This is a genomic window from Streptomyces showdoensis (assembly GCF_039535475.1).
Lineage (GTDB): Bacteria > Actinomycetota > Actinomycetes > Streptomycetales > Streptomycetaceae > Streptomyces > Streptomyces showdoensis.
Map to the genome: position 1 here is coordinate 1 of NZ_BAAAXG010000026.1, position 25477 is coordinate 25477.

Annotated in this window: 16 protein-coding genes and 1 pseudogene; 11 read left to right on the forward strand and 6 right to left on the reverse strand. The window is 73.9% G+C overall.

All coding sequences use genetic code 11. From position 1 onward, the window contains the following. The coding region (locus ABD981_RS12555) for a sensor histidine kinase (RefSeq protein ID WP_345529129.1) at positions 1 to 1694 on the forward strand (1694 nt) is incomplete at its 5' end. Between the two features lie 28 nt (positions 1695 to 1722). Here ABD981_RS12555 and glgP read toward each other — a convergent pair. Next, positions 1723 to 4268, reverse strand: a pseudogene (gene glgP, locus ABD981_RS12560) (alpha-glucan family phosphorylase). 677 nt (positions 4269 to 4945) lie between these two features. Between glgP and ABD981_RS12565 the strand changes: the two are divergent. From ABD981_RS12565 to glgB, 4 genes are all read left to right on the forward strand, one after another. Then, positions 4946 to 6940 (forward strand): alpha-1,4-glucan--maltose-1-phosphate maltosyltransferase, encoded by a 1995-nt coding sequence (locus tag ABD981_RS12565; RefSeq protein WP_240495484.1) that lies wholly within the window; start codon positions 4946 to 4948, stop codon positions 6938 to 6940. Then, positions 6937 to 8649 (forward strand): maltose alpha-D-glucosyltransferase, encoded by a 1713-nt coding sequence (gene treS, locus ABD981_RS12570; protein WP_046912078.1) that lies wholly within the window; start codon positions 6937 to 6939, stop codon positions 8647 to 8649. The genes ABD981_RS12565 and treS overlap by 4 nt, the downstream gene beginning before the upstream one ends. A gap of 233 nt (positions 8650 to 8882) precedes the next feature. Further along, positions 8883 to 10235, forward strand: a complete 1353-nt coding sequence (locus ABD981_RS12575) for a maltokinase N-terminal cap-like domain-containing protein (protein WP_046912077.1) — start codon at positions 8883 to 8885, stop codon at positions 10233 to 10235. A gap of 136 nt (positions 10236 to 10371) precedes the next feature. Next, positions 10372 to 12606 carry a 1,4-alpha-glucan branching enzyme gene (gene glgB, locus ABD981_RS12580; protein WP_046912076.1) on the forward strand — a complete coding sequence of 745 codons (2235 nt, stop codon included), beginning with the start codon at positions 10372 to 10374 and terminating at the stop codon, positions 12604 to 12606. On the opposite strand, the gene ABD981_RS12585 is transcribed toward glgB, so the two are convergent. Then, positions 12593 to 14830: a HelD family protein gene (locus ABD981_RS12585; protein WP_046912075.1), complete on the reverse strand. Its 2238-nt coding sequence runs from the start codon at positions 14828 to 14830 to the stop codon at positions 12593 to 12595. The two genes, glgB and ABD981_RS12585, sit on opposite strands and share 14 nt — an antisense overlap. 156 nt (positions 14831 to 14986) lie before the next feature. Here ABD981_RS12585 and ABD981_RS12590 point away from each other — a divergent pair, with 156 nt between their 5' ends. Next, positions 14987 to 16207 (forward strand): glycosyltransferase, encoded by a 1221-nt coding sequence (locus ABD981_RS12590; protein WP_046912074.1) that lies wholly within the window; start codon positions 14987 to 14989, stop codon positions 16205 to 16207. A 53-nt stretch (positions 16208 to 16260) separates the two neighbouring features. Here the strand turns inward: ABD981_RS12590 and ABD981_RS12595 are convergent, their stop codons facing one another. The 3 genes from ABD981_RS12595 to ABD981_RS12605 form a co-directional block, all read right to left on the reverse strand. Continuing rightward, entirely contained in the window at positions 16261 to 16611 is a 351-nt protein-coding gene (locus ABD981_RS12595; protein ID WP_046912073.1) for a thioredoxin family protein, read from the reverse strand. Then, positions 16608 to 17009, reverse strand: a complete 402-nt coding sequence (locus ABD981_RS12600) for a MerR family transcriptional regulator (protein WP_046912072.1) — start codon at positions 17007 to 17009, stop codon at positions 16608 to 16610. The genes ABD981_RS12595 and ABD981_RS12600 overlap by 4 nt, the downstream gene beginning before the upstream one ends. 363 nt (positions 17010 to 17372) lie before the next feature. Beyond that, positions 17373 to 17894, reverse strand: a complete 522-nt coding sequence (locus ABD981_RS12605) for an Lrp/AsnC family transcriptional regulator (protein WP_123955219.1) — start codon at positions 17892 to 17894, stop codon at positions 17373 to 17375. 44 nt (positions 17895 to 17938) lie between these two features. Here ABD981_RS12605 and ABD981_RS12610 point away from each other — a divergent pair, with 44 nt between their 5' ends. The 3 genes from ABD981_RS12610 (at position 17939) to ABD981_RS12620 (ending at position 21303) form a co-directional block, all read left to right on the forward strand. Continuing rightward, entirely contained in the window at positions 17939 to 18841 is a 903-nt protein-coding gene (locus ABD981_RS12610) for an NAD-dependent epimerase/dehydratase family protein (protein WP_046912070.1), read from the forward strand. Continuing rightward, positions 18841 to 19719, forward strand: coding sequence for an aldo/keto reductase (locus tag ABD981_RS12615; protein ID WP_046912069.1), 879 nt, complete (start codon positions 18841 to 18843; stop codon positions 19717 to 19719). The genes ABD981_RS12610 and ABD981_RS12615 overlap by 1 nt, the downstream gene beginning before the upstream one ends. 105 nt (positions 19720 to 19824) lie before the next feature. Continuing rightward, entirely contained in the window at positions 19825 to 21303 is a 1479-nt protein-coding gene (locus ABD981_RS12620; RefSeq protein ID WP_046912068.1) for a glycoside hydrolase family 16 protein, read from the forward strand. 216 nt (positions 21304 to 21519) lie between these two features. Here ABD981_RS12620 and ABD981_RS12625 read toward each other — a convergent pair whose 3' ends face one another. Then, positions 21520 to 22875, reverse strand: a complete 1356-nt coding sequence (locus tag ABD981_RS12625; protein ID WP_046912067.1) for a cation:dicarboxylate symporter family transporter — start codon at positions 22873 to 22875, stop codon at positions 21520 to 21522. A 213-nt stretch (positions 22876 to 23088) separates the two neighbouring features. On the opposite strand from ABD981_RS12625, the gene ABD981_RS12630 reads away from it, so the two are divergent. Further along, positions 23089 to 24708 carry a sensor histidine kinase gene (locus tag ABD981_RS12630; RefSeq protein ID WP_046912066.1) on the forward strand — a complete coding sequence of 540 codons (1620 nt, stop codon included), beginning with the start codon at positions 23089 to 23091 and terminating at the stop codon, positions 24706 to 24708. Beyond that, a complete protein-coding gene (locus ABD981_RS12635) occupies positions 24705 to 25412 on the forward strand; it encodes a response regulator (protein WP_046912065.1) in 708 nt (235 codons plus the stop codon). The genes ABD981_RS12630 and ABD981_RS12635 overlap by 4 nt, the downstream gene beginning before the upstream one ends. The last annotated feature ends 65 nt before the right edge of the window (positions 25413 to 25477 follow it).

Consider the following 25477-nt stretch of genomic DNA (forward strand, 5'->3'; position numbering starts at 1 on the left):
GCGCGCGGGCCTTCGACCTCGCGCTGTGGCTGCTGCTCTGCGTCCCCGTGCTGCTGAAGTCGGACCCGAACGACGGCGGCTCGTGGCCCCGGGTCGGCATCGGCGTGGCGCTGCTCGCGGTGTGCGTGGCCGTGGGCCGGCGCCGCCCCACGGCGTCGCTGGCGCTCGCGGTGGCGGCCTCGCTGGCCACCAGCCCGGAGCTGTTCACCCCCGCGTACACGCTGGCCCTGGTCGCCTTCGGCTATCTCGCCGGGCGCCGGGCGGCGGCGACCCGGCCGGCGCTGTGGCTGTTCGGGACGGTGCCCGTCGTGGGCCTCGTGCTGGTCGGGCTGACAGGCCGGCCGCTGGTGATCTGGTTCGCGCTGGTCCTGTCGCTGGCCCTCGCGGTCGTCGCGCCCTGGCTGATCGGGCGGTACGCGCGCCAGTACGACCGGCTGGTGCGCAGCGGCTGGGAGCTGGCCGACCGGATGGAGCGCGAACAGGCGGCCGTCGCCGACCGGGAGCGGCTGCGCGAGCGGTCCCGGATCGCCGGCGACATGCACGACTCGCTCGGGCACGACCTGGCCCTGATCGCGGTCCGCGCGGGTGCCCTGGAGGTCGATCCGGCCCTCGGCGCCGAGCAGCAGCGGGCGGCGGGCGAGCTGCGCCGGGCGGCGGCCGACGCGACGGGGCGGCTGCGGGACATCATCGGGGTGCTGCGCGAGGGCGACGAGGAGGCGACGGCGGCGCCGGTCGCCCCGGCGGACGAGTCCGTCGCCGAACTGGTCGCCCGGGCCCGCGCCTCGGGGATGGAGGTGGCGCTGGTCCAGTCGGCGGGGGACGCCGCGGCGGGCGCGGCCCCGCTCGCGGAGATGACGGCGCGGGCCGTGCACCGGGTGGTCCAGGAGGGTCTCACCAACGCGGCCAAGCACGCGCCGGGGGCGCGGGTCGAGGTGTCCGTGGAACGGGACGCCGGACGGGACCCCGCACGGGACGGCGGACCCGGCACCGGGCGGGCCGCCGACCGGAGCCCGGACCGCGGCACGGGCCGGGACACCGGGAGGCACACGGGCCGGGCCCCGGACCGGCACGCCGGACGGGAGTTGGACGGGGCTCCCGGGCGCGCCGGCGCCCCGCCCTCCGCCGAGCTCGTCCGGGTCCGGGTCGTCAGCGGGCCCCCGGGGCGGGGGCGGTCCGGGCTCGCCTCCGGTGGGAGCGGGCTGGTCGGTCTCGACGAGCGGGTGCGGCTCGCGGGCGGCACGCTCGCCCAGCGGGTCACCGCCGAGGGCGGCTTCGAACTCTCCGCCGCCCTGCCGCTGCGGCCGCCCGCGCCGCGCCCCGCCGCGCCCCGGTCGGCGCGGGAGCTGGACCGGGCCCGCCGCGAGGTGCGGCGCGGGCTCGCGCGGGCGATCTGGATCCCGCTCGCCCTGCTCGTGGCGCTGGGGCTGCTGATGGCGGGCGTCGGCCTCTACACCCAGCACCGGTCGTATCTGGAGCCGGAGGACTACGCCCGCATCCGGCTGGGGCAGACCCGCTCGGAGGTCGGCGAGTGGCTGCCCGACCGGCCGCTGGACGGGCGCCCGCAGCGGGCGCCGGCGGAGCCGCCCGGGATGGACGAGTGCCTGTACTACCGGGCGACGATGCTGGCGGCGATCCCGGTGTACCGGCTCTGCTTCGCCGGCGGGCGGCTCGCGGACCGGGCGGAGGTGCCGTGAGGCCGGCCCCCCGCCCCGGTCCGGCGGTCTAGCGCAGGATCACTCCCCCGTTCTCGGCGTTCGTCTCCGCCGGGAGCGCGAGCAGGCCCGGTTCGGCGGGGTGGGCGAGGAGGGGGTGGGCCGGCAGCACGCGGACCGTGCAGCCGAAGGGGCCCGTGCGGTCCAGGGAGAGCGCGCCCCCGTAGGGGACCCTGCCCTCCAGGTCCGGGCCGGCGGCGGGTTTGAGGACGGTCGTCCGGGGGTCGAGGAGCCGGTCGTCGGGGTCGACCCGGCCCGTGACGGCCTGGACCTCGACGTCGTCGGGGGTGAGTTCGCCGAGGGACACCCGGACGCGGACGGCCGGGGTGGCGCCCAGTTCGGCGTCCTCCAGGCCGTCGCCGATCTCCACGTGGTCGACGGACACCTTCGGCCAGGCGCCGCGCACCCGGGCCTTCCAGGCGGCGAGCGCGCGGGCCTCGGCGGGGCCCAGCGCCCGGTGGGCGGCGGCCGCGGGGGCGTAGAGCCGCGTCACGTACTCCTGGACCATGCGGTCGGCGAGCACCTTGGGGGCCGAGGTCGCCGAGGGTGCGCCGGACCATGGTGGTCCAGCCGGCCGGCACCCCGTCGGGGCCGCGGTCGTAGAAGCGGGGCGCGACCCGGCGCTCGATCAGCTCGTAGAGGGCGGCGGCCTCCAGGTCGTCGCGGCGGTCCTCGTCGAGGGCGGCGGCCCCGTCGGCGGTGGGGATCGCCCAGCCGAAGTCGGGCTCGAACCACTCGTCCCACCAGCCGTCCAGGACGGAGAGGTTGAGGCAGCCGTTGAGCGCGGCCTTCATGCCACTGGTGCCACAGGCCTCCAGGGGGCGCAGCGGGTTGTTGAGCCAGACGTCGCAGCCGGGGTAGAGCCCGCGGGCCATGCCCATGCCGTAGTCGGGGAGGAAGACGATCCGGTGCCGCACCCGCGGGTCGTCGGCGAAGCGGACCAGTTCCTGGACGAGCCGCTTCCCGCCGTCGTCGGCGGGGTGCGCCTTGCCGGCGACGACCAGCTGCACGGGGCGTTCGGGGTGGAGCAGCAGGGCCCGGAGCCGGTCCTTGTCGCGCAGCATCAGGGTGAGCCGCTTGTACGAGGGGACCCGGCGGGCGAAGCCGATGGTGAGGACCTCGGGGTCGAGGACGGTGTCGGTCCAGCCGAGTTCGGCGGCCGCGGCGCCGCGCTGCCGCCAGGAGGCCCGTACCCGGCGGCGCACGTCGGTGACGAGCCGCTCGCGGAGGGTGCGGCGGAGCTCCCACAGGGTGCGGTCGTCGGCGTCGGGGGCGAGCCGGGCGACCTCGGGGGCGGTCCAGGTGGGGGCGTGGACGCCGTTGGTGATGGAGGTGAGGGGGATCTCGTCGCCGTCGAAGCCGGGCCAGAGTCCGGCGAACATGGCGCGGCTGACGGCGCCGTGGAGGGTGGAGACGCCGTTGGCGCGCTGGGCGAGCCGGAGGCCCATGGCGGCCATGTTGAAGACGCCGGGCTCGCCGCCGAGGGGGGTCTCGTCGCCGAGCGCGAGGACGCGGCCGACGTCGACGCCGGCGAGTTCGCCGTCCTCGCCGAGGTGGCGGGCGACCAGGGCCCGGTCGAAGCGGTCGATGCCGGCCGGGACGGGGGTGTGGGTGGTGAAGACGGTGCCGGCCCGGACGGTCTCCAGGGCGGCGTCGAAGTCGAGTCCCTGTCCGGCCAGTTCGCGGATGCGTTCGAGGCCGAGCAGGCCGGCGTGGCCCTCGTTGGTGTGGAAGACCTCGGGGGCGGGGGGTGCCGGTGAGCCGGCACCAGGTGCGGACGGCGCGGACGCCGCCGATGCCGAGCAGCATCTCCTGGAGCAGCCGGTGCTCGCTGCCGCCGCCGTAGAGCCGGTCGGTGACCTCGCGTTCGCCGGGGGCGTTCTCCTCGACGTCGGAGTCGAGCATGAGCAGCGGGACCCGGCCGACCTGGGCCACCCACAGGTGGGCGTGCAGGCTGCGGCCGCCGGGCAGGGCGAGGGTGATCCGGGCGGGGTTGCCGTCGGGCTCGCGCAGCAGGGTGACGGGCAGCTCGCCGGGGTCGAGGACGGGGTAGTGCTCCTGCTGCCAGCCGTCGCGGGAGAGGGACTGGCGGAAGTAGCCGTGGCGGTAGAGCAGTCCGACGCCGATGAGCGGGACGCCGAGGTCGCTGGCGGCCTTGAGGTGGTCGCCGGCGAGGATGCCGAGGCCGCCGGAGTACTGGGGCAGGGCGGCGGTGACGCCGAACTCGGGCGAGAAGTACGCGATCGAGGCGGGCGGTTCGCCGGGCTGCCGCTGGTACCAGCGGGGCTCGTGGAGGTAGTGGTCGAGGTCCTCGGCGGCGGCCCGCAGCCGGGTCTGGAAGTCCTGGTCGGCGGCGAGCGCGGCGAGGCGTCCGGCGTCGATGGCGCCGAGCACGCGGACGGGGTCGCCGTCGCCGTGCCCGAGCGGGTCGAGGGAGTCGAAGAGCTCGCGGGTGGGGTCGTGCCAGGACCAGCGCAGGTTGCGCGCCAGGTCGGCGAGGGGTCGAAGGGTGTCGGGGAGGACGGGGCGCACGGTGAATCGACGGATTGCCTTCACGTGTTCCACCTTCGCAGGGTGTGACGGAGCGGAGCGGAAGCACCACGCTGTGCGTCCGGGGTTCCGTCGCGGAGGTTAGGCGAAGGAGCCGGGCGCCGCTACGGCGCGCGCGGGGCACGGCGGGCGCCCCGGGGGCCCCGGGGCCCGGCCGGCCCGGGCCCGGCGGCGGCTTTCGGCCGTGCCCCGGGGCTGCCGGGGCGTCATGTGCCGTTGCGGCACAAGGTGTTCGACCGGTCCCCGGCGCGGCGGCCGGAACGGGTCGCGGCGGCCGGGGCGGCGGGGCGGCCCCGGCTGGTGCGGGCGGGCGGGGGCGGCCCGGAGGGGCGGCCCGCCGCCTCGTGAACGGAAGCACACACGGTGGCCGCCCGGGGCCGGTGGCACGACCGGGACCGGGAGGAACCGGTGCCGTCCGACAAGGACGGGACCGGTTTCTTGTCCGGGACGTGTTCTTGCCGGTCCGGCTACGCCCTAGTAGTTAACAAAGCGCCGGATTGCCCACCCGAAATCGATGGGAAGGCTCCTCCCCGTACCCCTTCTTACTCCCTCCAGACCCGCCATCCGAGTGAACGCGCACAGGAGCGGTCATGCCCGCAACCCGCCGGCCGTCGACGGAGCTAGAAAGAGCGCACCACCACCCGCACCCCCGCAAACCGTCAGGTGATGCTGTGAATCCGCTCATGGGACGCATTCCCGTACTGGACGTCCGCCCGTTGGTCGACTGCGGCCGCCGCCCCGCGAAGGCGGTGGTGGGCGAGACCTTCGAGGTCTCGGCCACGGTCTTCCGCGAGGGCCATGACGTCGTCGCCGCCAACGTGGTGCTGCGCGGCCCCTCCGGCCGGCCGGGGCCCTGGACCCCGATGCGCGAGCTGGCCCCCGGCACCGACCGGTGGGGCGCCGAGGTCACCCCGGACGCCGAGGGCTCCTGGTCGTACACGGTCGAGGCCTGGAGCGATCCGCTGGCGACCTGGCGGCACACCGCGAAGATCAAGATCCCGGCGGGGATCGACTCCGAGCTGGTCCTCGCCGAGGGGGCCGAGCTGCACGAACGGGCCGCCAAGGGCGTGCCGAAGAAGGGCGGCGGCCGCGAGGCGGTGCTCGCCGTGGCGGACACGCTGCGCGACGAGTCCCGGCCGGCCGCGGTCCGGCTCGCGGCGGCCCTCGCCCCGCGGGTCCTGGACGCCCTGGAGCGGCACCCGCTGCGCGAACTGCTCTCCGCCTCGCCCGCGTTGCCGCTGCGGGTGGAGCGGGAGCGGGCGCTGTACGGCTCCTGGTACGAGTTCTTCCCGCGGTCCGAGGGGGTGCGCAAGGTCCGCGGCCGGACCCGGCCCGGCACCTTCCGGACGGCCGCCGAGCGCCTGCTGGCGATCGCCGCGATGGGCTTCGACGTGGTCTACCTGCCGCCGATCCACCCGATCGGCGTCACCCACCGCAAGGGCCCGAACAACTCGCTGTCGGCGAGCCCGGAGGACGTGGGCGTGCCGTGGGCGATCGGCTCGCCGGAGGGCGGCCACGACGCGGTCCACCCGGACCTCGGCACGATCGAGGACTTCGACGCCTTCGTCGCCCGGGCCCGCGAGCTGCGCCTGGAGATCGCGCTGGACTTCGCGCTCCAGTGCTCCCCCGACCACCCGTGGGTGGAGAAGCACCCGGAGTGGTTCACCCGTCGCCCGGACGGCTCGATCGCCTACGCGGAGAACCCGCCGAAGAAGTACCAGGACATCTACCCGATCGACTTCGACGCGGCCGGCGACGGGATGGACGGGATCGTCGCCGAGACCGTCCGGGTGCTGCGGCACTGGATGGACCACGGGGTGCGGATCTTCCGGGTCGACAACCCGCACACCAAGCCGGTGGTGTTCTGGGAGCGGGTGATCGGCGAGATCAACCGGGCAGACCCGGACGTGATCTTCCTGGCGGAGGCCTTCACCCGGCCAGCGATGATGCACACCCTGGGCGCGGTCGGCTTCCAGCAGTCGTACACGTACTTCACCTGGCGCAACACCAAGGAGGAGCTCACGGAATACCTGACCGAACTCTCCGGGGAGGCCGCCGCCCACATGCGGCCCAACTTCTTCGTGAACACCCCGGACATCCTGCACGCCTACCTCCAGACCGGCGGCCGGCCGGCCTTCGAGGTGCGGGCGGTACTCGCCGCCACCCTCTCGCCCACCTGGGGCATGTACGCCGGGTACGAGCTGTGCGAGGGCACCCCGCTGCGGGACGGCAGCGAGGAGTACCTGGATTCGGAGAAGTACCAACTCCGGCCCCGTGACTGGGAGTCGGCGGAGCGCTCGGGCGCCTCGATCGCCCCGCTGATCACCGCCCTGAACCGGATCAGGCGTCGCAACCCCGCGCTGCACCGGCTGCGGAACCTGACCTTCCACACGACCGACAACGACGCCGTGATCGCGTACTCCAAGCGCAGCGGTTCGAACACCGTTCTGGTGGTCGCCAACCTCGACCCCCACCACACCCAGGAGGCCACGGTCTCGTTGGACATGCCGGAACTCGGCCTGGACTGGCACGAGACCGTGCCGGTGCGCGACGAGCTCACCGGCGAGACCTATCACTGGGGCAGGCACGCCTACGTGCGCCTAGAGCCGGGCGTCACGCCCGCGCACGTACTCGTCCTGCGACCGTCCCCGCAGACCGGAGGGTCACCCACATCATGACTGTCAACGAACCCGTCCCCGACACCTTCGAGGACACCCCCGCCAAGGACCGTGATCCCGAATGGTTCAAGCGGGCGGTCTTCTACGAGGTCCTGGTCCGTTCCTTCCAGGACAGCAACGGCGACGGAGTAGGCGACCTGAAGGGCATCACGTCCCGCCTGGACTACCTCCAGTGGCTCGGCGTCGACTGCCTCTGGCTGCCGCCCTTCTTCAGGTCCCCCTTGCGGGACGGCGGCTACGACGTCGCCGACTACACCTCGGTGCTGCCCGAGTTCGGCGACCTCGCCGACTTCGTGGAGTTCGTGGACGCGGCGCACGCCCGCGGGATGCGCGTCATCATCGACTTCGTCATGAACCACACCAGCGACCAGCACCCGTGGTTCCAGGAGTCGCGCAGCGATCCCGACGGCCCCTACGGGGACTACTACGTCTGGGCCGACGACGACAAGCAGTACGCGGACGCCCGGATCATCTTCGTCGACACCGAGACCTCCAACTGGACCTTCGACCCGGTCCGCAAGCAGTACTACTGGCACCGCTTCTTCTCCCACCAGCCGGACCTCAACTACGAGAACCCGGCGGTGCAGGAGGAGATCATGTCCTCGCTGCGCTTCTGGCTGGACCTGGGCATCGACGGCTTCCGGCTCGACGCGGTGCCGTACCTGTACCAGCAGGAGGGCACCAACTGCGAGAACCTGCCCGCCACCCACAGCTTCCTCAAGCGGGTCCGCAAGGAGATCGACGAGCACTACCCGGACACGGTGCTGCTCGCCGAGGCGAACCAGTGGCCGGAGGACGTCGTCGACTACTTCGGCGACTTCCGCTCCGGCGGCGACGAGTGCCACATGGCGTTCCACTTCCCGGTGATGCCGCGCATCTTCATGGCGGTGCGCCGCGAGTCCCGCCACCCGGTCTCCGAGATCCTGGCGAAGACCCCGGAGATCCCCTCCGGCTGCCAGTGGGGCATCTTCCTGCGCAACCACGACGAGCTCACGCTCGAGATGGTCACGGACGAAGAGCGCGACTACATGTACGCCGAGTACGCCAAGGACCCGCGGATGCGGGCCAACATCGGCATCCGGCGGCGGCTCGCCCCGCTCCTCGACAACGACCGCAAGCAGATGGAGCTGTTCACCGCCCTGCTCTTCTCGCTGCCGGGCTCCCCGGTGCTGTACTACGGCGACGAGATCGGCATGGGCGACAACATCTGGCTGGGCGACCGGGACGGGGTGCGCACCCCGATGCAGTGGACCCCGGACCGCAACGCGGGCTTCTCCTCCTGCGACCCGGGGCGGCTCTACCTGCCGGCCATCATGGACCCGGTCCACGGCTACCAGGTGACCAACGTGGAGGCGGGGATGGCCTCGCCGTCCTCGCTGCTGCACTGGACGAAGCGGATGATCGAGATCCGGAAGCAGAACCGCGCCTTCGGGACGGGGACGTACACGGAGCTCCCCTCGACCAACCCGGCGGTGCTGGCCTTCCTGCGCGAGACCGCCCCCGAAGAGGGGCTGGACGCCGACCTCGTGCTGTGCGTGAACAACTTCGCCCGGCACGCCCAGCCCACCGAGCTGGACCTGCGCCGGTTCGCCGGGGTGCGGCCGGTGGAGCTGATCGGCGGGGTGGAGTTCCCGGCGATCGGGCAGCTGCCCTACCTGCTGACCCTCGCCGGGCACGGGTTCTACTGGTTCCGCCTCAAGCGGTCCTGAAGTACCGTCAATTCAGTTCTGTCCCGTGTGGGGCGGTTTCCCCCGCCCCACACCGGGAACTGTGTCCCACACGCACTTCAGGTCCATACGGGCCTTCTTGCCGGGCCCATACGGATCTTCCCCCTCCGACACGTCCCGCACATCCGGACAGCCGAAGCCGCCATCCGGGACACTCTGCGCATTTGAACGCATACGAAGCCCAATTGCGCGCCCCGGGGAAAGGACGCGATGCCATGCCGGAGACCGCCGCATCCACCACCCGGGCCCCGGACGCCCTCCTCCCGTCGCTCACGCCCCTGCTCCACGGCTGGCTGCCCCGGCAGCGGTGGTTCGCGGGCAAGGGCCGCCGGGTCACCGGATTCACCCTGGACGCGGCCACCGAGCTGCTGCCGCTGGACGGCGCCGGACCCGGACTCCTCCATCTGCTCGTACGGGTCGAACAGCCGGGCCGCCCGGCCGGAACGCCCGCCGACTGCTACCAGTTGCTCCTCGGCGTGCGGCCCCAGCTGCCGCCGCGCCTCGCCCCCGCCCTGATCGGGCGGATCCGGCAGGGCCCGCTCGCCGGACGGGCCGTCTACGAGGGGCTGCGCGACCCGCGGCTCGCCGGACTGCTCTACGAGCGGCTGCGCGCCCCGGGCCGGATCGGCCCGCTCAACTTCCACACCACGGCGGCGCTGCCGCCCGCCCTCGCCCCCCGCGTCCTGGACGCCGAACAGTCCAACTCGTCCCTCGTCTACGGAGATTCGTTCATCCTGAAGATCTTCCGGCGGGTCAGCCCCGGCGCCAACCCCGACCTCGAGCTGCCGCTCGCGCTGGCCGGGGCGGGCTGCGCCCGGGTGCCGGCGCCGGTCGCCTGGTTCGAGACGGGCGCGGCGACGCTCGGGGTGCTCCAGCCGTACCTGCGCGACTCGCGCGACGGCTGGCGGCTGGCGCTCGACGCGCTGGCCGACGGCCGGGAGTTCACCGACGAGGCCTTCGCCCTCGGCCGGGCCACCGCCGAGGTCCACCTGGCGCTCGCCACCGCCCTGCCCACGGAGCGGCTGCACCGGGCCCAGTCCCGTCACCTGGCCGCGGCCATGGACGCGCGGCTGCACGCCGCCGCCCAGGCCGTCCCGGCCCTGCTCCCGCACGTGCCGGGGCTGCGCTCCGTCTTCGCCGCGGCGGAGGACGCCCTCGGCTCGGGCCGGCTCCAGCGCATCCACGGCGACCTCCATCTCGGCCAGACCCTCCGGGGCTCCGACGGGGCCTGGGCGGTGATCGACTTCGAGGGCGAGCCCGCCAAGCCGCTCGACGAGCGGCGCAGCCCGCAGCCGACCGTCCGCGACATCGCCGGCATGCTCCGCTCCTTCGACTACGCGGCCCGCACCCACCGCCCCTGGAACGCCGACTGGGCGGCCCGCTGCCGCGCCGCGTACTGCACGGGCTACGCCGAGGCCTCCGGCACCGACCCGCGCGACGATCCGGCGCTCCTGCGCGCCTACGAGACCGACAAGGCGGTGTACGAGGTCGTCTACGAGGCCCGGCACCGGCCGGACTGGCTGCCGGTCCCGATGGCCGCCATCGAACGCCTGTCGAGCACGTCATGACCCCGTTCGGCCGAACCGGCCGGGGCGCGGGCCTGCGGTGGAGGCGACTCGCACCGTTCGGCCGAGTGTCCCCGGGCGGCGCGGCGCCGTTGCGTCCTCGTACCCCCGTTCCCCTCGCCCTCCAGGAGGCACCCCGGTGACCCCCCGCCCCGCAGGCAAGACGGCAGACGGCTCGCGGCAGGCGCCGCCGCTGGACCCCGGTGACCGGGCCCGGCTGCTCGCCGGCGAGCACCACGACCCGCACGGGGTGCTCGGCGCCCACCCGGTCAAGGGCGGGATCGCGGTGCGGGTGCTCCGGCCGTGGGCGAAGGAGGTGGCCGTGCTCCTGCCGAAGGGGCGGCGGGTCCCGCTCCACGACGACGGGGACGGGCTGTTCTCCGGGGTCGTGCCGCTGCTGCGCAAGGTGCCCGAGTACCGGCTCGGGGTGCGGTACGACGCGGACGAGCTGGTCGTCGACGACCCGTACCGCTTCCTGCCCGCGCTCGGCGAGCTCGATCTGCACCTGATCGGCGAGGGCCGCCACGAGGAGCTGTGGACGGCGCTCGGCGCGCGGGTCGTCACCCACCAGGGCACGGCCGGCACCCGCTTCACCGTGTGGGCGCCGAACGCCCGCGGCGTGCGGGTCACCGGGGACTGGACGTACTGGGACGGCAGCGGGCTGCCGATGCGCTCGCTCGGCTCCTCGGGCGTGTGGGAGCTGTTCGTGCCGGGCGTGGGCGAGGGGGCGCTGTACAAGTTCGACATCGCCCGCCCGGACGGCTCGCACACGGTCCGCGCCGACCCGATGGCCCGGCGCACCGAGTGCCCCCCGAACACCGCGTCGGTGGTGACGGACGACCACCACGTGTGGGGGGACGCGGAGTGGATGGAGCGGCGCGGGGAGCGGCCGCACCACGAGGCGCCGCTGTCGGTGTACGAGGTGCACCTGCCGTCCTGGCGGCCGGGCCTCTCGTACCGGCAGCTGGCCGAGCAGCTGCCGGGCTACGTGCGCGATCTCGGCTTCACCCACGTCGAGTTCATGGCCGTGGCCGAGCATCCCTTCCACGGCTCCTGGGGCTACCAGGTCACCGGCTTCTACGCGCCGACGGCCCGCCTGGGCACCCCCGACGACTTCCGGTTCCTGGTGGACGCGCTGCACCAGGCCGGGATCGGCGTCCTGATGGACTGGGTGCCGGCGCACTTCCCGCGGGACGACTGGGCCCTCGCGGAGTTCGACGGGCGGCCGCTGTACGAGCACGAGGACCCGCGCCGCTCGGCCCACCCCGACTGGGGGACGCTGGAGTTCGACTACGGGCGCAAGGAGGTGCGCAACTTCCTGGTCGCCAACGCCGTGTACTGGTGCGAGCGCTTCCACCTCGACGGCCTCCGGGTCGACGCGGTCGCCTCGATGCTCTACCTGGACTACTCGCGGGAGCACGGCGAGTGGCTGCCGAACGAGTTCGGCGGGCGGGAGAACCTGGACGCGGTGGCCTTCCTCCAGGAGATGAACGCCACCGTGTACAAGCGCTGCCCGGGCGTCGTCACCTTCGCCGAGGAGTCCACCGCCTGGGACGGGGTGACCCGGCCGACGGACCAGGTCGGCCCGGGCGGCTTCGGCGGGCTCGGCTTCGGCATGAAGTGGAACATGGGCTGGATGCACGACTCGCTGGGCTACGTGTCCAAGGAGCCGGTGCACCGCAAGTACCACCACCACGAGATGACCTTCTCGATGGTGTACGCGTACAGCGAGAACTACATCCTGCCGATCTCCCACGACGAGGTCGTGCACGGCAAGCGGTCACTGGTGTCGAAGATGCCCGGCGACTGGTGGCAGCAGCGCGCCGACCACCGGGCCTACCTGGGCTTCATGTGGGCCCACCCGGGCAAGCAGCTGCTCTTCATGGGGCAGGAGTTCGCCCAGGGCGCGGAGTGGTCGGTGGACCACGGCCCCGACTGGTGGCTGCTCGACCCGTCGTACGGGGCGGAGGCCGACCACCGGGGGGTGCGGGACCTGGTGCGCGACCTCAACACGGTGTACGCGGCCACCCCGGCGCTGTGGGAGCGGGACACCTCGCCCGAGGGCTTCCAGTGGGTGGTGGGCGACGCGGCCGAGGACAACGTCTTCGCCTTCCTCCGCTTCGACGCCTGCGGCTCCCCGCTGCTCGCCGTCTGCAACTTCTCCCCGGTGGTGCGGCACGACTACCGGCTGGGCGTGCCGGACACGTGCGCGGCCTGGGCGGAGGTGCTGAACACGGACGCGGCCCGCTACGGCGGCGGGGACGTGGTGGGCACCGACCCGGTGAAGACCGAGTCGGTGCCGTGGCACGGGCGTTCGGCGAGCCTGCGGATGACGCTGCCGCCGCTGGCGACGGTGTGGCTCAGGCCGGCCTGATCACGCCCATCCGCTGGGTGGCCCGGGTGAGCGCCACGTACAGGTCGTTGATCCCGTGCGTGGCGCCGTCCCGGATGCCGTCGGGGTCGACGACGAGGACGGTGTCGAACTCCAGGCCCTTGGCCTGGCGCGGGTCGAGCAGCACGACCGGCCGGGTGAGGTCGGGCTTCGGCCCGTACGAGGCGTCGGGCAGGGCGGCGAGCAGTGCCGGGTGGAGGGCGACCGGGGCGATCACCGCCAGCCGGCCCTCGCCGCGCGGCTCGGCGGCGACCGCGTCGGCGGTCTCCTTGACCGGGTCCTCGACGGTCCGGTCCCAGGGTTCGACGCCGGTGGAGCGGACCGAGCGGGGCGGCTCGAAGGCCGGGTCGGCGGCGCGCCGCACCTCGGCGGCGACGGCCATGATCTCGGCCGGGGTCCGGTAGTTGACACCGAGCCGGACGAGCTCCCAGCGGTCCTCCACGTACGGGGCGAGAATCCCCTCCCAGGAGCCGACGCCGGCCGGGTCGCCGGTCTGGGCGGGGTCGCCGACCAGGGTCATGGAGCGGGTCGGGCTGCGGCGCATGAGGAGCCGCCAGGTCATCGCGGAGAGCTCCTGGGCCTCGTCGACGATGATGTGCCCGAAGGCCCAGGTGCGGTCGGCGGCGGCGCGCTCGGCGGCGCTGCGGTGGTCGGCCTCCTCGTGCCGTTCGGCGAAGCGCTCGGCGTCGATGATGTCGTGCGCGGAGAGGACCTCGGAGGCGTCCTTGTCGAGCTCCTCCTTGTCCTCGAACTCGTAGGTGCGGGAGGCGAAGGAGACGTCGAGGACGCCCTGCGCGTACTGGATCTGCTTCTGCCGCTCGGCCTCCTCGGCGGCGCGGGCGGCGGAGTCGTCCTCGCCGAGGAGTTCGGCGGCCTCGTCGAGCAGGGGCACGTCGGCGGGGGTCCAGGGGCCGTCTCCGGTGCGCCGGATCTCCTCGGCGTCCGCCTCGTCCAGGTGGGTGGGCTCGGCGAGGTAGTCGGCGAGGAACTCCTGCGGGGTGAGCTCCGGCCAGAGGGTGTCGAGGGCGGCGTGCACCTCGGGGTTGGCGGCGACGCCCTTGGCCAGCAGGGCGCGGTCGTCGGGGCCGAGGAAGTTCGGCCCGCCGTAGGGGTCGGCGCCGATGCGGTCGGCGAGCTGCTCGGCCAGGGCGTCGAGGACCTGGAAGACGAAGTAGGGGCGGGCGAGGTTGTGCGGGAGGAAGGTCTCGCGGGCCTTGTGGCGGGCTTCGAGGGCCATGTCCCAGTCGATGACCAGGTCGCCGTCCTCGTGCGGGACGGTCAGCGGCTCGCCGCGCTCGGGGACCTGCTGGCGGTCGCGCACGGCGGCGGCGAGGGCCCCGGCCATGACGGCGGAGCCCTTGACGGCCGCGGCGCGGGGGGTGTCGGTGCCGGTGGCGCGGACGCCGGGGAAGAGCTCGCCCGGGGTGGCGAGCAGGACGCCGGTCTCGCCGAGGGAGGGCAGCACGTTGCCGATGTAGCCGAGGAAGGCGGGGTTGGGGCCGACGATGAGCACGGCCCGCTTGGCGAGCTGCTCGCGGTGGGCGTAGAGCAGGTAGGCGGCGCGGTGCAGGGCGACGGCGGTCTTGCCGGTGCCGGGGCCGCCCTCGACGACGAGGACCCCGCGGTGCGGGGAGCGGATGATGGCGTCCTGCTCGGCCTGGATGGTCTGCACGATGTCGTGCATGCGGCCGGTGCGGGCGGCGTCGAGCGCGGCGAGCAGCACCTCGTCGGCGTCCCGGCTCTCGTGCCCGGTGCGGGTGGCGTCGGCGAGGTCGAGCACCTCGTCGTGGAGCGAGACGACCTCACGGCCCTGGGTGGTGATGTGCCGCCGGCGGCTGAGGCCCATGGGCTCGTATCCGGTGGCGAGGTAGAAGGGCCGGGCGATCTCGGCGCGCCAGTCGACGACGAGGGGGGTGCGGTTCGGGTCGTCCTCGCGGATGCCGATCCGGCCGATGTGGTGGTCGCGCCCGTCCTGGAAGACGAGCCGGCCGAAGCAGAGCCCGGTCTCGCCCGCGTTGAAGGCGGCCAGCAGCCCGGACTGCTCGGCGACGAGCACGTCCCGCTCCAGCCGTGCCTGCGCGCTGCCCTCCCCGGAGGTGGCGAGCGCCCGCGCGACTCCGGCCTCGGCCTGGTCCCTCAGGTCGTCGAGTCGTGCGTACAGCTCGTTGATGAATCGCTGTTCGTTCCGAAATTCCTCGGTTGACAATTCGACTCCCGGCGCGATACAGTGCGTGTATTGAACTTCTCCGTGTCTTTTCCATGTCCAGACACGGAATCTATTAATATACGCGAGACCCCACCCCGACTGTCCATTCTAGTCCGGGGCTTTTTTGTGTCCGCGGACGATGACGGGGGAAACGTCATGCGTGTGGTGCTGTCGGCGTACGACTCGCGCGGGGGTGTCGAGCCGCTGGTCGGGCTCGCGGTGCGGCTGGGCGGACTCGGCGCCCGGGTGCTGGTGTGCGCGCCGCCCGACGAGGAGTTCGCGAAGCGGCTCGCCGGGGTCGGGGTCGAGATGGTGCCGACCGGGGCCTCGGTGCGCGACCTGGTGAGCGGCAAGGTCCCGCCCTCGCCCGGCGGGGTGCCCCGACGGGCCGCCGAACTGGTCGCCGCGTTCCACGAGAACGTCTCCGCCGTGGCGGAGGGGTGCGACGTGCTCCTCGCGACCGGCCTGGTCCCGGCCGTGGCCGGGGTGAAGTCGGTGTCCGAGAAGCTGGGCATCCCCTACGTCTACGCGAGCTACCAGCCGGTCAGCCTGCCGTCCCCGCACCACCCGCCGATCCCGCGGCCCGGCCGGCCGCTCCCGGCGGACGTCACCGACAACGCGGCGCTGTGGCGGCGGGACGCCAGGGACGCGCAGGACGTGTTCGGCGAGGCGGTCAACGGCCACCGGGTGTCGGTCGGCCTGCCGCCGGTGGACGACATCCGCGACCACGTGTTCACCGACCGGCCGTGGCTGGCCGCGGATCCGGTCCTCGCCCCGTGGCGGCGGCCCGCGGAGCTCGACGTGGTGCAGACCGGCGCGTGGGTGCTCCCGGACGAGCGCCCGCTCCCCGCCGGCCTGACGGCCTTCCTGGACGCCGGCGAACCGCCCGTGTACGTGGGCTTCGGCAGCGTGCCCGTACGCGATCCGCACGAGGTCGCCCGGGCGGCCGTCGAGGCGGTCCGGGCGCACGGCCGCCGGGTGCTGCTCTCGCGCGGCTGGGCCGAGCTGGCCCCGGCCGACGCCGGGGACGACTGCTTCACGGTCGGCGAGGCCAACCACCAGGCGCTGTTCCGCCGGGTGGCCGCCGTCGTGCACCACGGCGGCGCGGGCACCACGACCACCGCCACCCGGGCGGGCGCGCCCCAGGTGATCGTGGCCCAGGGCGGCGACCAGCCGTACTTCGCCGAGCGGGTCTCCGCCCTGGGCATCGGCGCGGCGCACGAGGGCCCGACGCCGGCCTTCGCGACCCTGTCCGCCGCGCTGGGGACGGCCCTGGCCCCGGAGACCCGCGAGCGGGCCGCCGCCGTGGCCGCGGACTTCGACCAGGACGGGGCGGCGACGGCCGCGCGGCTGCTGGCCGGGATCGCCGGGCGGTAGGACCGGGGGCCGGGCGGGGTGGAGCGTGACGCCGCCCCCGCCCCGGGCAACCCCTACGCCCGGGACGGCTCCAGGACGTCGGCCAGCTCCTCAAGGAGCCGGCGCTTGGGGCGGGCGCCCACCAGCGACCTCACGGGCTCGCCCCGGTCGAAGACCAGCAGGGTCGGGGTCCCCAGCACCCCGTACCGCACCGTGGTGAGCGGGTTGTGGTCCACGTCCATCTCGACGATCCGCAGCCGCTCCTCCCCCACCTCCGCCGCGATGGCGCCGAGCACCGGCTTCAGCTGCCGGCACGGTCCGCACCACTGCGCGGTGAACTTCACGAGCACCGGCGTTCCGGCGCCCAGGACCTCGGTGTCGAAGTCCGCGTCCGTGACCTGTGCCAGGCCCTCCGCGTACGTCATTCCGTCGCTCCTCCCAGTTCGCATCGTGGTTCCGGGCCGCCCGGCAGTTCCGCCTCGGCCCGCAGGAGCTGCGCGCCGACCTGGGCGCGCACCTCCTTCAGCTGCTCGATGAGCCCGTCGAGTTCGGCCAGCTTGCGCCGGTACACGTCGAGCGACGCGGGGCACGCGTCGCCCGCCGGGTGCCCGGCCCGCAGGCAGTCCACGAACGGCCGGGCGTCCTCCAGGTCGAACCCGAAGTCCTGCAGGGTCCGGATCTGCTGGAGCAGCCGCAGGTCGTCCTCGTCGTAGGAGCGGTAACCGTTCTCCGTGCGCCGTGCGGTCAGGAGACCCCGGGACTCGTAGTAGCGCAGAGTCCGCGTGGTCGTCCCCGCCCGCTCGGCAAGCTCGCCGATTCGCATGTCCCCGAACGTAATCCTTGACGCCGACGTCAAGGCAAGCAGAGAGCCCACCGGCCCCGCGCCCGGCCGGTTCAGGGGCGCTCCCGGTGGAGGGCGGCCACGGGGACGGCCCGGGCGGAACCGGGCGGAGTCGTGTGCGGTGTCCCGGACCTGGCGCCGGTGGGGGTGAGAGGGAGGGGCACCCGTCCCTCGAAGGGGCTGCCGGGCCGGCCGGCACGGGTGCGGAACGCGTCGATGACGCGGGAGTCGAAGTGGAGGGGCAAAGCCGTCCCTACGGTCCTCTTGCCTCCATGTCTCCGCTTTCCAGCGCGGACCGACACGCGACGCGAGTGCCTCCATCTCAACGACGGATCCCGCGGTCTGTCAAGCCCCCGGCGGCAGCAGCGGCTTCCGCTCGACCGGCGAGGTGAGCACGATCGACGTCGTCGTGCGGCCCAGCGCGGAGACCTGTTCCAGGACCTCCTCCAGGTGCACGGTGTCGGTCACCGCGACCTTGAGGATCCAGCAGTCCTCGCCGACCACGTGGTGCACCTCGCGGACCTCGGGGCGGGCCATCAGCTCCAGGGTGCGGGGGTGCTTGAGGGTGTAACCGCCGTGCGGGTTCACCCGGATGAAGGCCTGGATGCCGTAGCCGAGCCGGGCGGCGGAGACCTGCGCCCCGTAGCCGGTGATCGCGCCGCAGTTCTCCAGACGGCGGACCCGCTCGGTGACGGCGGCGGGGCTGAGCCGGACCCGGCGGCCGAGCTCGCTGAGTTTGATCCGGCCGTCGCTCTGGAGCAGGTCCAGGATCTGCCGGTCGATGGGGTCGAGAGCGCCCGCCGTCGTTTCGACGGCGGCGGCGCGCAGCTGCCGAGGTTCCTTCGGCGCGACGGCCCGAACTCCCATGTCTCCCCCTTCAGATGGCGAGCGCACAACGTAACACTTGAGCCATGGACATTCTGATCATCGGCGGGAACCGCTATTTCGGAAAGCGACTGATCGCGCGCCTGCTCGACGCCGGACACCGGGTGACGGTGCTCAATCGCGGTTCTTCCGCGGCTCCGGAGGGGACCGTGCGGCTGGTCGCCGACCGGAACGACGAGGCCGCGCTGGAGAAGGCCCTCGACGGGCGGAGTTTCGACGTCGTGGTGGACCAGGTCTGCTACACCCCGCGCCAGGCGGAGATCGCCCGGCGGGTTTTCGCGGGGCGGACCGGGCGCTATCTGATGACCTCGACGGTGGAGGTGTACGCGTACGAGGACTCCGCCGTCCCGGTCCCGGAGGACGCCCTCGACCTGGGCTCGGTGACGGTCGACACCGGGCTGCCGTGGGAGGACCCGGAGTTCCTCGACGCGCACTACGGCGAGGGGAAGCGGCAGGCCGAGGCGGTGTTCGCGGGCGGTACGGAGTTCCCGTGGGCCTCGGTGCGGGTGGCGCACGTGCTCGGCGGCGCCGACGACTTCACCGGGCGGCTGGACCACTACGTGCGGCGGATCCGGGCGGGCGAGCCGATCGCGGTGCCGCCGGTGAACCGGCCGGCGACCTATGTGTACGTGGAGGAGATCGCCGCATTCCTCGCCTGGGCGGCCGAGGCCGCATTCACCGGCCCCGTCAACGCGCATTCCCACGGACCGCTGACCACTGCCGAGATCTGCGCCGAGATCGAATCCCAGGTGGGCGGCAGGACCGTATTCGAGGTGGTCGAGGTCGGGGCGGTCTCCCCGTTCTCCTTCGCCCGTTCCTATGGAATGGACAATTCCCGTGCCGAGGGGCTCGGATACCGTTTCCGGCATTCCTCGGAATGGCTCGCGCGGGCCGTTTCCGAGACCGTGGCGGCGGGGGCGGGCGCGTGATGCGGCAGCGCGCCCTCGGCGGGGTGGCCGTCGGTGCCGTCGGGCTCGGCACGATGCCCCTGTCCATCGAGGGGCACCCGGACGGGGCCCGCGCCCTCGCCACCGTCCACGCGGCCCTGGACGCCGGGGTGACCCTGCTCGACACGGCCGACTCCTACCACCCGCCGGGCGGGGAGCCGGGCGCGGGCGAGCGGCTCGTGGCCCGGGCGCTCGCGGCCTACGGGGGCGACCGGGACGCGGTGCTGGTGGCCACGAAGGGCGGCCGCGGCCGGAGTGCCGACGGCGGCTGGACGGTCGACGGGCGGCCGGAACACCTGCGGAGGGCGGCCGAGGCCTCGGCCCGCCGGCTCGGGACCACCCCCCTCGGCCTGTACCAGCTGCACAAGCCGGACCCGGCCGTCCCGTACGCCGAATCACTCGGCGCGATGAGGGAGCTGCTGGACGCGGGCACGGTCCGGCTGGCCGGCATCTCCAACGTGGACACCGGGCAGATCCGGCTGGCCCGGGAGATCCTGGGCGAGCGGCTGGTGTCGGTGCAGAACCGCTACTCGCCGGCCGTCCGCGACGCCGAGGCCGAGCTGCTGCTCTGCGCGGAGCTGGGCCTGGCCTTCCTCCCCTGGAGCCCGCTCGGCGGCATCTCGCGCAGCTCCCTCGACGGTTCCTCGGCCCAGGAGGAGGACCCGGAGTTCGGGGCCTTCCACCGGGTGGCCCGGGCGCGCGGGGTGAGCCCGCAGCGGGTGGCGCTCGCCTGGTTGCTGGCGCGGCCGGGAAACGTGCTGCCGATCCCGGGGGCCAGCCGCCCGGAGTCGGCGCGCGATTCGGCGCTGGCGGCCGAACTGGTGCTGACGGAGGCGGAGTTGGCGGAGCTGGGGGTGTGAGAGGTGAAGGCGCCGGACCCATTGACGGGGCCGGTGCCTTCACCTACAAAAGCAACTTGAGAGCGCTCTCACGACCTCGCAGGCCCCCCACGCCCCCCACCGGAGGTGCTCCCCTTGAGCCGCGCCCGACGCACCCCCCTGCTCGCCTCCCTCCTCGCCGCCGCCCTCGCCGGCGGCGCCCTCCTCGGCCTCGGCGGCACCGGTACGGCCCGCGGTGCCGTGCCGCCCGCCCCCGGCTGGACGCTCCAGTGGAGCGACGACTTCGACGGCCCCGACCGCGCCCTGCCCGACGCGGGCCGCTGGCAGATCGACACCGGGCACAACTACCCCGGCGGCCCCGCGAACTGGGGGACGGGGGAGGTCCAGGAGTACACCGCCGGCCCCGACAACGTGCGCCTCGACGGCACCGGCAACCTGCGGATCACCCCGCTCAGGGACGCGGCCGGCAACTGGACCTCGGGCCGGATCGAGACGAAGCGGTCCGACTTCAAGGCCCCGGCCGGCGGCACGCTGCGCATCGAGGGCCGCATTCAGATGCCGAACGTGACCGGCGACGCGGCCCTCGGCTACTGGCCGGCGTTCTGGGCGCTCGGCTCGCCGTACCGCGGCAACTACTGGAACTGGCCGGCCATCGGCGAGTTCGACATCATGGAGAACGTCAACGGGCTCGACTCCGTGTGGGGCGTGCTGCACTGCGGGGTGAACCCGGGCGGCCCCTGCGGCGAGACCACCGGCATCGGCGCGAGCCGCGCCTGCCCCGGCTCGACCTGCCAGTCCGGCTTCCACACCTACCGCTTCGAGTGGGACCGCTCGGTCTCCCCGAACGCGCTGCGCTGGTACGTGGACGGGCAGCTCTTCCACAGCGTGGACGAGACCCGGGTCGGCGCCACCGCCTGGGCCGACATGACGGGCCACGCCGGCTACTTCGTGCTGCTCAACCTGGCGGTCGGCGGGGCGTTCCCGGACGCGCTGGCGGGCCGGACCCCGACGGCCGCGACGGTGCCCGGGCGGCCGATGCTGGTCGACTACGTGGCGGTGTGGACCAAGGGCGGCACGACCACGACACCGCCGACCACTCCCCCGACGACGCCCCCGACCACCCCGCCGCCCTCGGGCTCCTCGATGCTGTACCTGCGCGGCGACGGCGGGGCCGGGGACGCGCAGGCCCCGGGCGGCACGGTCGCCCTCGCCTCGGCGGGCGGGGCCAACCACGACGGGACGCCCGTCACTCCGCAGGTCTTCACCTCGGGCCCGGTGACCCGGACCTACGACGGCGGCGCGACCCGCTTCGACCTCCTGGTGGACGCCGGCACGGTGGTCGCCAACGGGCAGCAGGTGCGGGTCAGTTACGACCGGACTGGCGACGGGAGCTGGGACCGGGTGGAGACGTACCGCTACTTCGCCACCGATCCGGTGCCCGGCGACGAGCACTACACGGAGGCGGCCGGTCTGCTGTCGGCCACGGGAACGCTCGGGAACCTGGTGAACGGCCGGGTCAGGGTCGAGGTGTGGAACGCGATCGGCAACGGGCCCAGCACCCTGGGCACCGGGAACCGTTCGGTGGTCCGGATCCCGTTCTCCTAGGTCCCGTCTTTCGGGTCCCGCCCGGGTCGGTCCTGGTCAGCCCGGATCGGTTCGGGTCGGCCCGGATCGGTCCGGGTCGGTGCGGGTCGGTTCGGGTCGGCCCGGATCGGCCCGGATCGGTCCGCGAGGTGCGCGGAACGGCCCCGGCCGGGGGAACGGCCGGGGTCGATCCGCTTCCGGTGCCCGGATCCGGCTCAAGGCCCGGGACCCGGAGCCTCACACGCCCGCGCGGGCGCGCTCCTCGCCCTCGTCGGCGCGCTGGTCCGGCACGGCGGACGGGCCGTGGCCGTCGTCGACCAGGGTGGTCTCGTCGAAGGGGACCTTCCCGGCCAGCACCTCGGCGACCCGGGCCTTGTCGATCTCCTTGGTCCAGGTGCCGACGAGGACGGTGGCCACGGCGTTGCCCGCGAAGTTGGTGAGGGCGCGGGCCTCGCTCATGAAGCGGTCGATGCCGACGATCAGGCCGACGCCGTCGACCAGGTCGGGGCGGTGCGACTGGAGGCCGCCGGCGAGGGTCGCGAGACCGGCGCCGGTGACGCCCGCCGCGCCCTTCGAGGCGATGATCATGAAGACGAGGAGGGAGATCTGCTCGCCCACCGAGAGCGGGTTGCCCATCGCCTCGGCGACGAAGAGCGAGGACATCGTCAGATAGATGGCCGTGCCGTCGAGGTTGAAGGAGTAGCCGGTCGGGACGGTGATGCCGACCACCGGCTTGCTGACGCCCAGGTGCTCCATCTTCGCGATCAGCCGGGGCAGCGCCGACTCGGAGGAGGAGGTGGAGAGGATCAGCAGGAACTCGCGGCCCAGGTACTTCAGCAGGGCGAAGACGTTGACCCCCGCGACGAGCCGCAGCAGCGTGCCGAGGACGACGAAGACGAAGAGCGCGCAGGTCACGTAGAAGCCGATCATGATGACGGCGAGCGACTTCAGCGCGTCCATGCCGGTCGCGCCGACCACGGCGGCGATGGCGCCGAAGGCGCCGACCGGGGCGGCCCACATGATCATGCCGAGGATCCGGAAGACCAGCCGCTGGATGTGCCCGATGCCGCGCAGCACCGGCTCGCCGGCCGCGCCCATCGCCTGCAGCGCGAAGCCCGCGAGCAGGGCGACCAGCAGGGTCTGCAGCACCTCGCCCTCGGTGAAGGCGGAGACCATGGTGGTCGGGATGATCCCGAGGAGGAAGTCGGCGGTGCCCTCGCTCGCGCCCGCGGCCTGCTTGGCGCCGGCCTCGGCGAGGTCCTTGGTGAGGTGCAGGCCGGAACCGGGCTCCAGGAAGTTGCCGACGAGCAGGCCGATGGCGAGGGCGACGGTCGACATCACCAGGAAGTAGCCGAGGGCGAGACCGCCGACGGCGCCGACCTTGGCGGCCTTGCGGACCGAACCGACGCCGAGCACGATCGTGCAGAAGATGATCGGCGAGATCATCATCTTGATCAGGCTGACGAAGCCGGTGCCGAGCGGCTTCAGCTCGACGGCGACGCCGGGCGCCAGGAAGCCGACGGCGATGCCCAGCAGGACGGCGCCGATGACGGCCAGATACAGATAGTGGGTGCGGTCCCGTCGTGCGGCCACGGGCTCCTCCTCGTACGCAGGGGTCGTCCACGTCCCGGTGGACCCCGCGACTATCCACCAGCCCTGTGACCGGGGTCACGCTTGCGTGCCTTTCGTTCACGGCCGGTGCGTTCGCAAGCGGCCCGCGGGGCCGCGCCCGGGCCGCACGTCTCGGTCGCGGCACGATTCGGACCGGCGGTACGGGGGCGCGAACCGGCCAGGCACACTTGCCGCATGCGCCTCCCCCTCCCCCGGCCCCGCAGCCTCGCCGGCCAGCTCTTCGCGATGCAGGTCGTGCTGATGGCCGCCGTCGTCGCGGGCTGCGCCGTGTTCGCGTACGTGACGGACCGCGCCCAGGCCGAGGAGACCGCGCGCCGCCAGTCGCAGGCGACCGCCTCGGCCGTGGCCGACTCGCCCTCGGTGGTGGCGGCGGCGCGCTCGGCGGACCCGAGCGCGGTGCTCCAGCCGTACGCGGAGGCGCTGCGGGGGCACGCCGGCGTCACCTTCGTGGTCATCATGGCGCCGGACGGCACCCGCTGGACCCACCCGGAACCCGCGCAGATCGGCCGCACCTACCTCGGGCACATCGACCGGGCGGTGCGCGGCGAGACCTTCTCCGAGACGCACCTGGGCGTGCTCGGCCCCTCGGTGCGCACGGTCGCCCCGGTCTTCGACCACGGCCGGGTGGTGGCCCTGGTCAGCGCCGGCATCACCATCGAGAAGATCAGCGAGCAGATGCGCGAGCAGGTCACGGCGCTGTTCGGGATGGCCGGCGCGGCCCTCGCGCTGGGCGGCGCCGGCACGTACGTGATCAACGCCCGGCTCCGGCGGCACACCAAGGGCATGAACGCGACCGAGCTGAGCCGGCTGCACGACTACCACGAGGCCGCGCTGCACGCCGTGCGGGAGGGCCTGGTGATGCTGGACGGGCAGCGGCGGATCGCACTGATCAACGACGGGGCGCGGGAGCTGCTCGGCCTCGGCCCGGACGCCGTCGGGCGCCCGGCGGCCGAGCTCGGCCTCCCGGCGCCGCTCACCGGGGCGCTGCTCTCCTCCGAGCCGCGGGTGGACGAGCTGCACCTGACGGACGAGCGGGTGCTCGTCGTCAACACCCGCCCGGTGGTGGGCGGGGAGCGCAGGGGCACCGTGGTCACCCTCCGGGACCGCACCGAACTCCAGGCGCTCTCGGGTGAGTTGGACTCGGAGCGGGGCTTCACGGAGGCGCTGCGCTCGCAGGCCCACGAGGCGGCCAACCGGCTGCACACCGTGGTCTCGCTGATCGAGCTCGGCCGGGTCGAGGAGGCGGTCGGCTTCGCCACGGCCGAGCTGGAGCTGGCCCAGGCGCTGACCGACCGGGTGGTGAGCGCGGTCGGCGAACCGGTCCTCGCGGCCCTGCTGCTCGGCAAGGCGGCGCAGGCCAACGAGCGGGGCGTGGAGCTGGTCCTGACCGAGACCAGCCGGATCGACGACGGGGTGCTGCCGGTGTCGCTGCCCTCCCGGGACCTGGTGACGATCCTCGGCAACCTGGTCGACAACGCCGTCGAGGCGGCGGGCGGCACCCCGTCCGCCCGGGTGACGGTGACGGCGCTCGCGCGGGACGGCGAACTGCTGCTGCAGGTGGGCGACTCGGGGCCGGGCGTGCGGCCCGAGGACCGCGCGGCCGTCCTGGACCGCGGCTGGTCCACCCGCGGTCCGGGCCGCGGACTCGGCCTGGCCCTGGTCCACCAGGCCGTGACGCGCGCCTCCGGCACCCTGACGCTGGCCGGATCCCCGCTGGGCGGCGCGGAGTTCACCGCCCGGCTGCCCCTGCGGCGGGCCGCCGCCGCCCGGACCGCCGCGGAGGTGGGCGCATGAGCGCCGCGGGCACCGGCATCCGGGTGCTGGTCGTCGAGGACGACCCGGTGGCCGCCGACGCGCACGCGCTGTACGCGGGGCGGGTGGCGGGCTTCAGCGTGGTCGGCGTGGCCCACTCGCGGGCCGCGGCCGTGCGGCTGCTGGAGCGGACCCCGGTGGACCTCATCCTGCTCGACCTCTACCTGCCGGACGGGCACGGGCTCCAGCTGCTGCGGGCGCTGCGCGCGGCCGGGCACTCCGCGGACGTGATCGCCGTGACCTCGGCGCGCGACCTCGCGATCGTCCGGGAGGGCGTGTCGCTCGGGGTCGTCCAGTACGTCCTGAAGCCGTTCACCTTCGCGACCCTGCGCGACCGGCTCGCCCGCTACGCCGAGTTCCGGGCGGCGGCCGGCGAGGCCTCGGGGCAGGACGAGGTGGACCGGGCGCTCGCGACCCTGCGCACCCCGCAGCCGGCCTCGCTGCCCAAGGGCCTGAGCGCGCCGACCCTGGAGGCGGTGACCCGGAGCCTGCGGGCCGCGGCGGAGGGGCTGACCGCGGCGGAGACGGGCGCGGCCGTGGGGATCTCGCGGATCACCGCCCGCCGCTACCTGGAACATCTGGTGAACGAGGGGCGGGCGGCCCGGGCCCCGCAGTACGGTCAGATCGGACGGCCGGAGCTGCAGTACCGCTGGCTCAGCGCGCCGGGGGCGAGCGGTCACCGGTAATCGGTCACCGATGGCCGGATATCGCTCGGTGACTGGCCGATTACCGATCGGTTCCGATGTTCCTA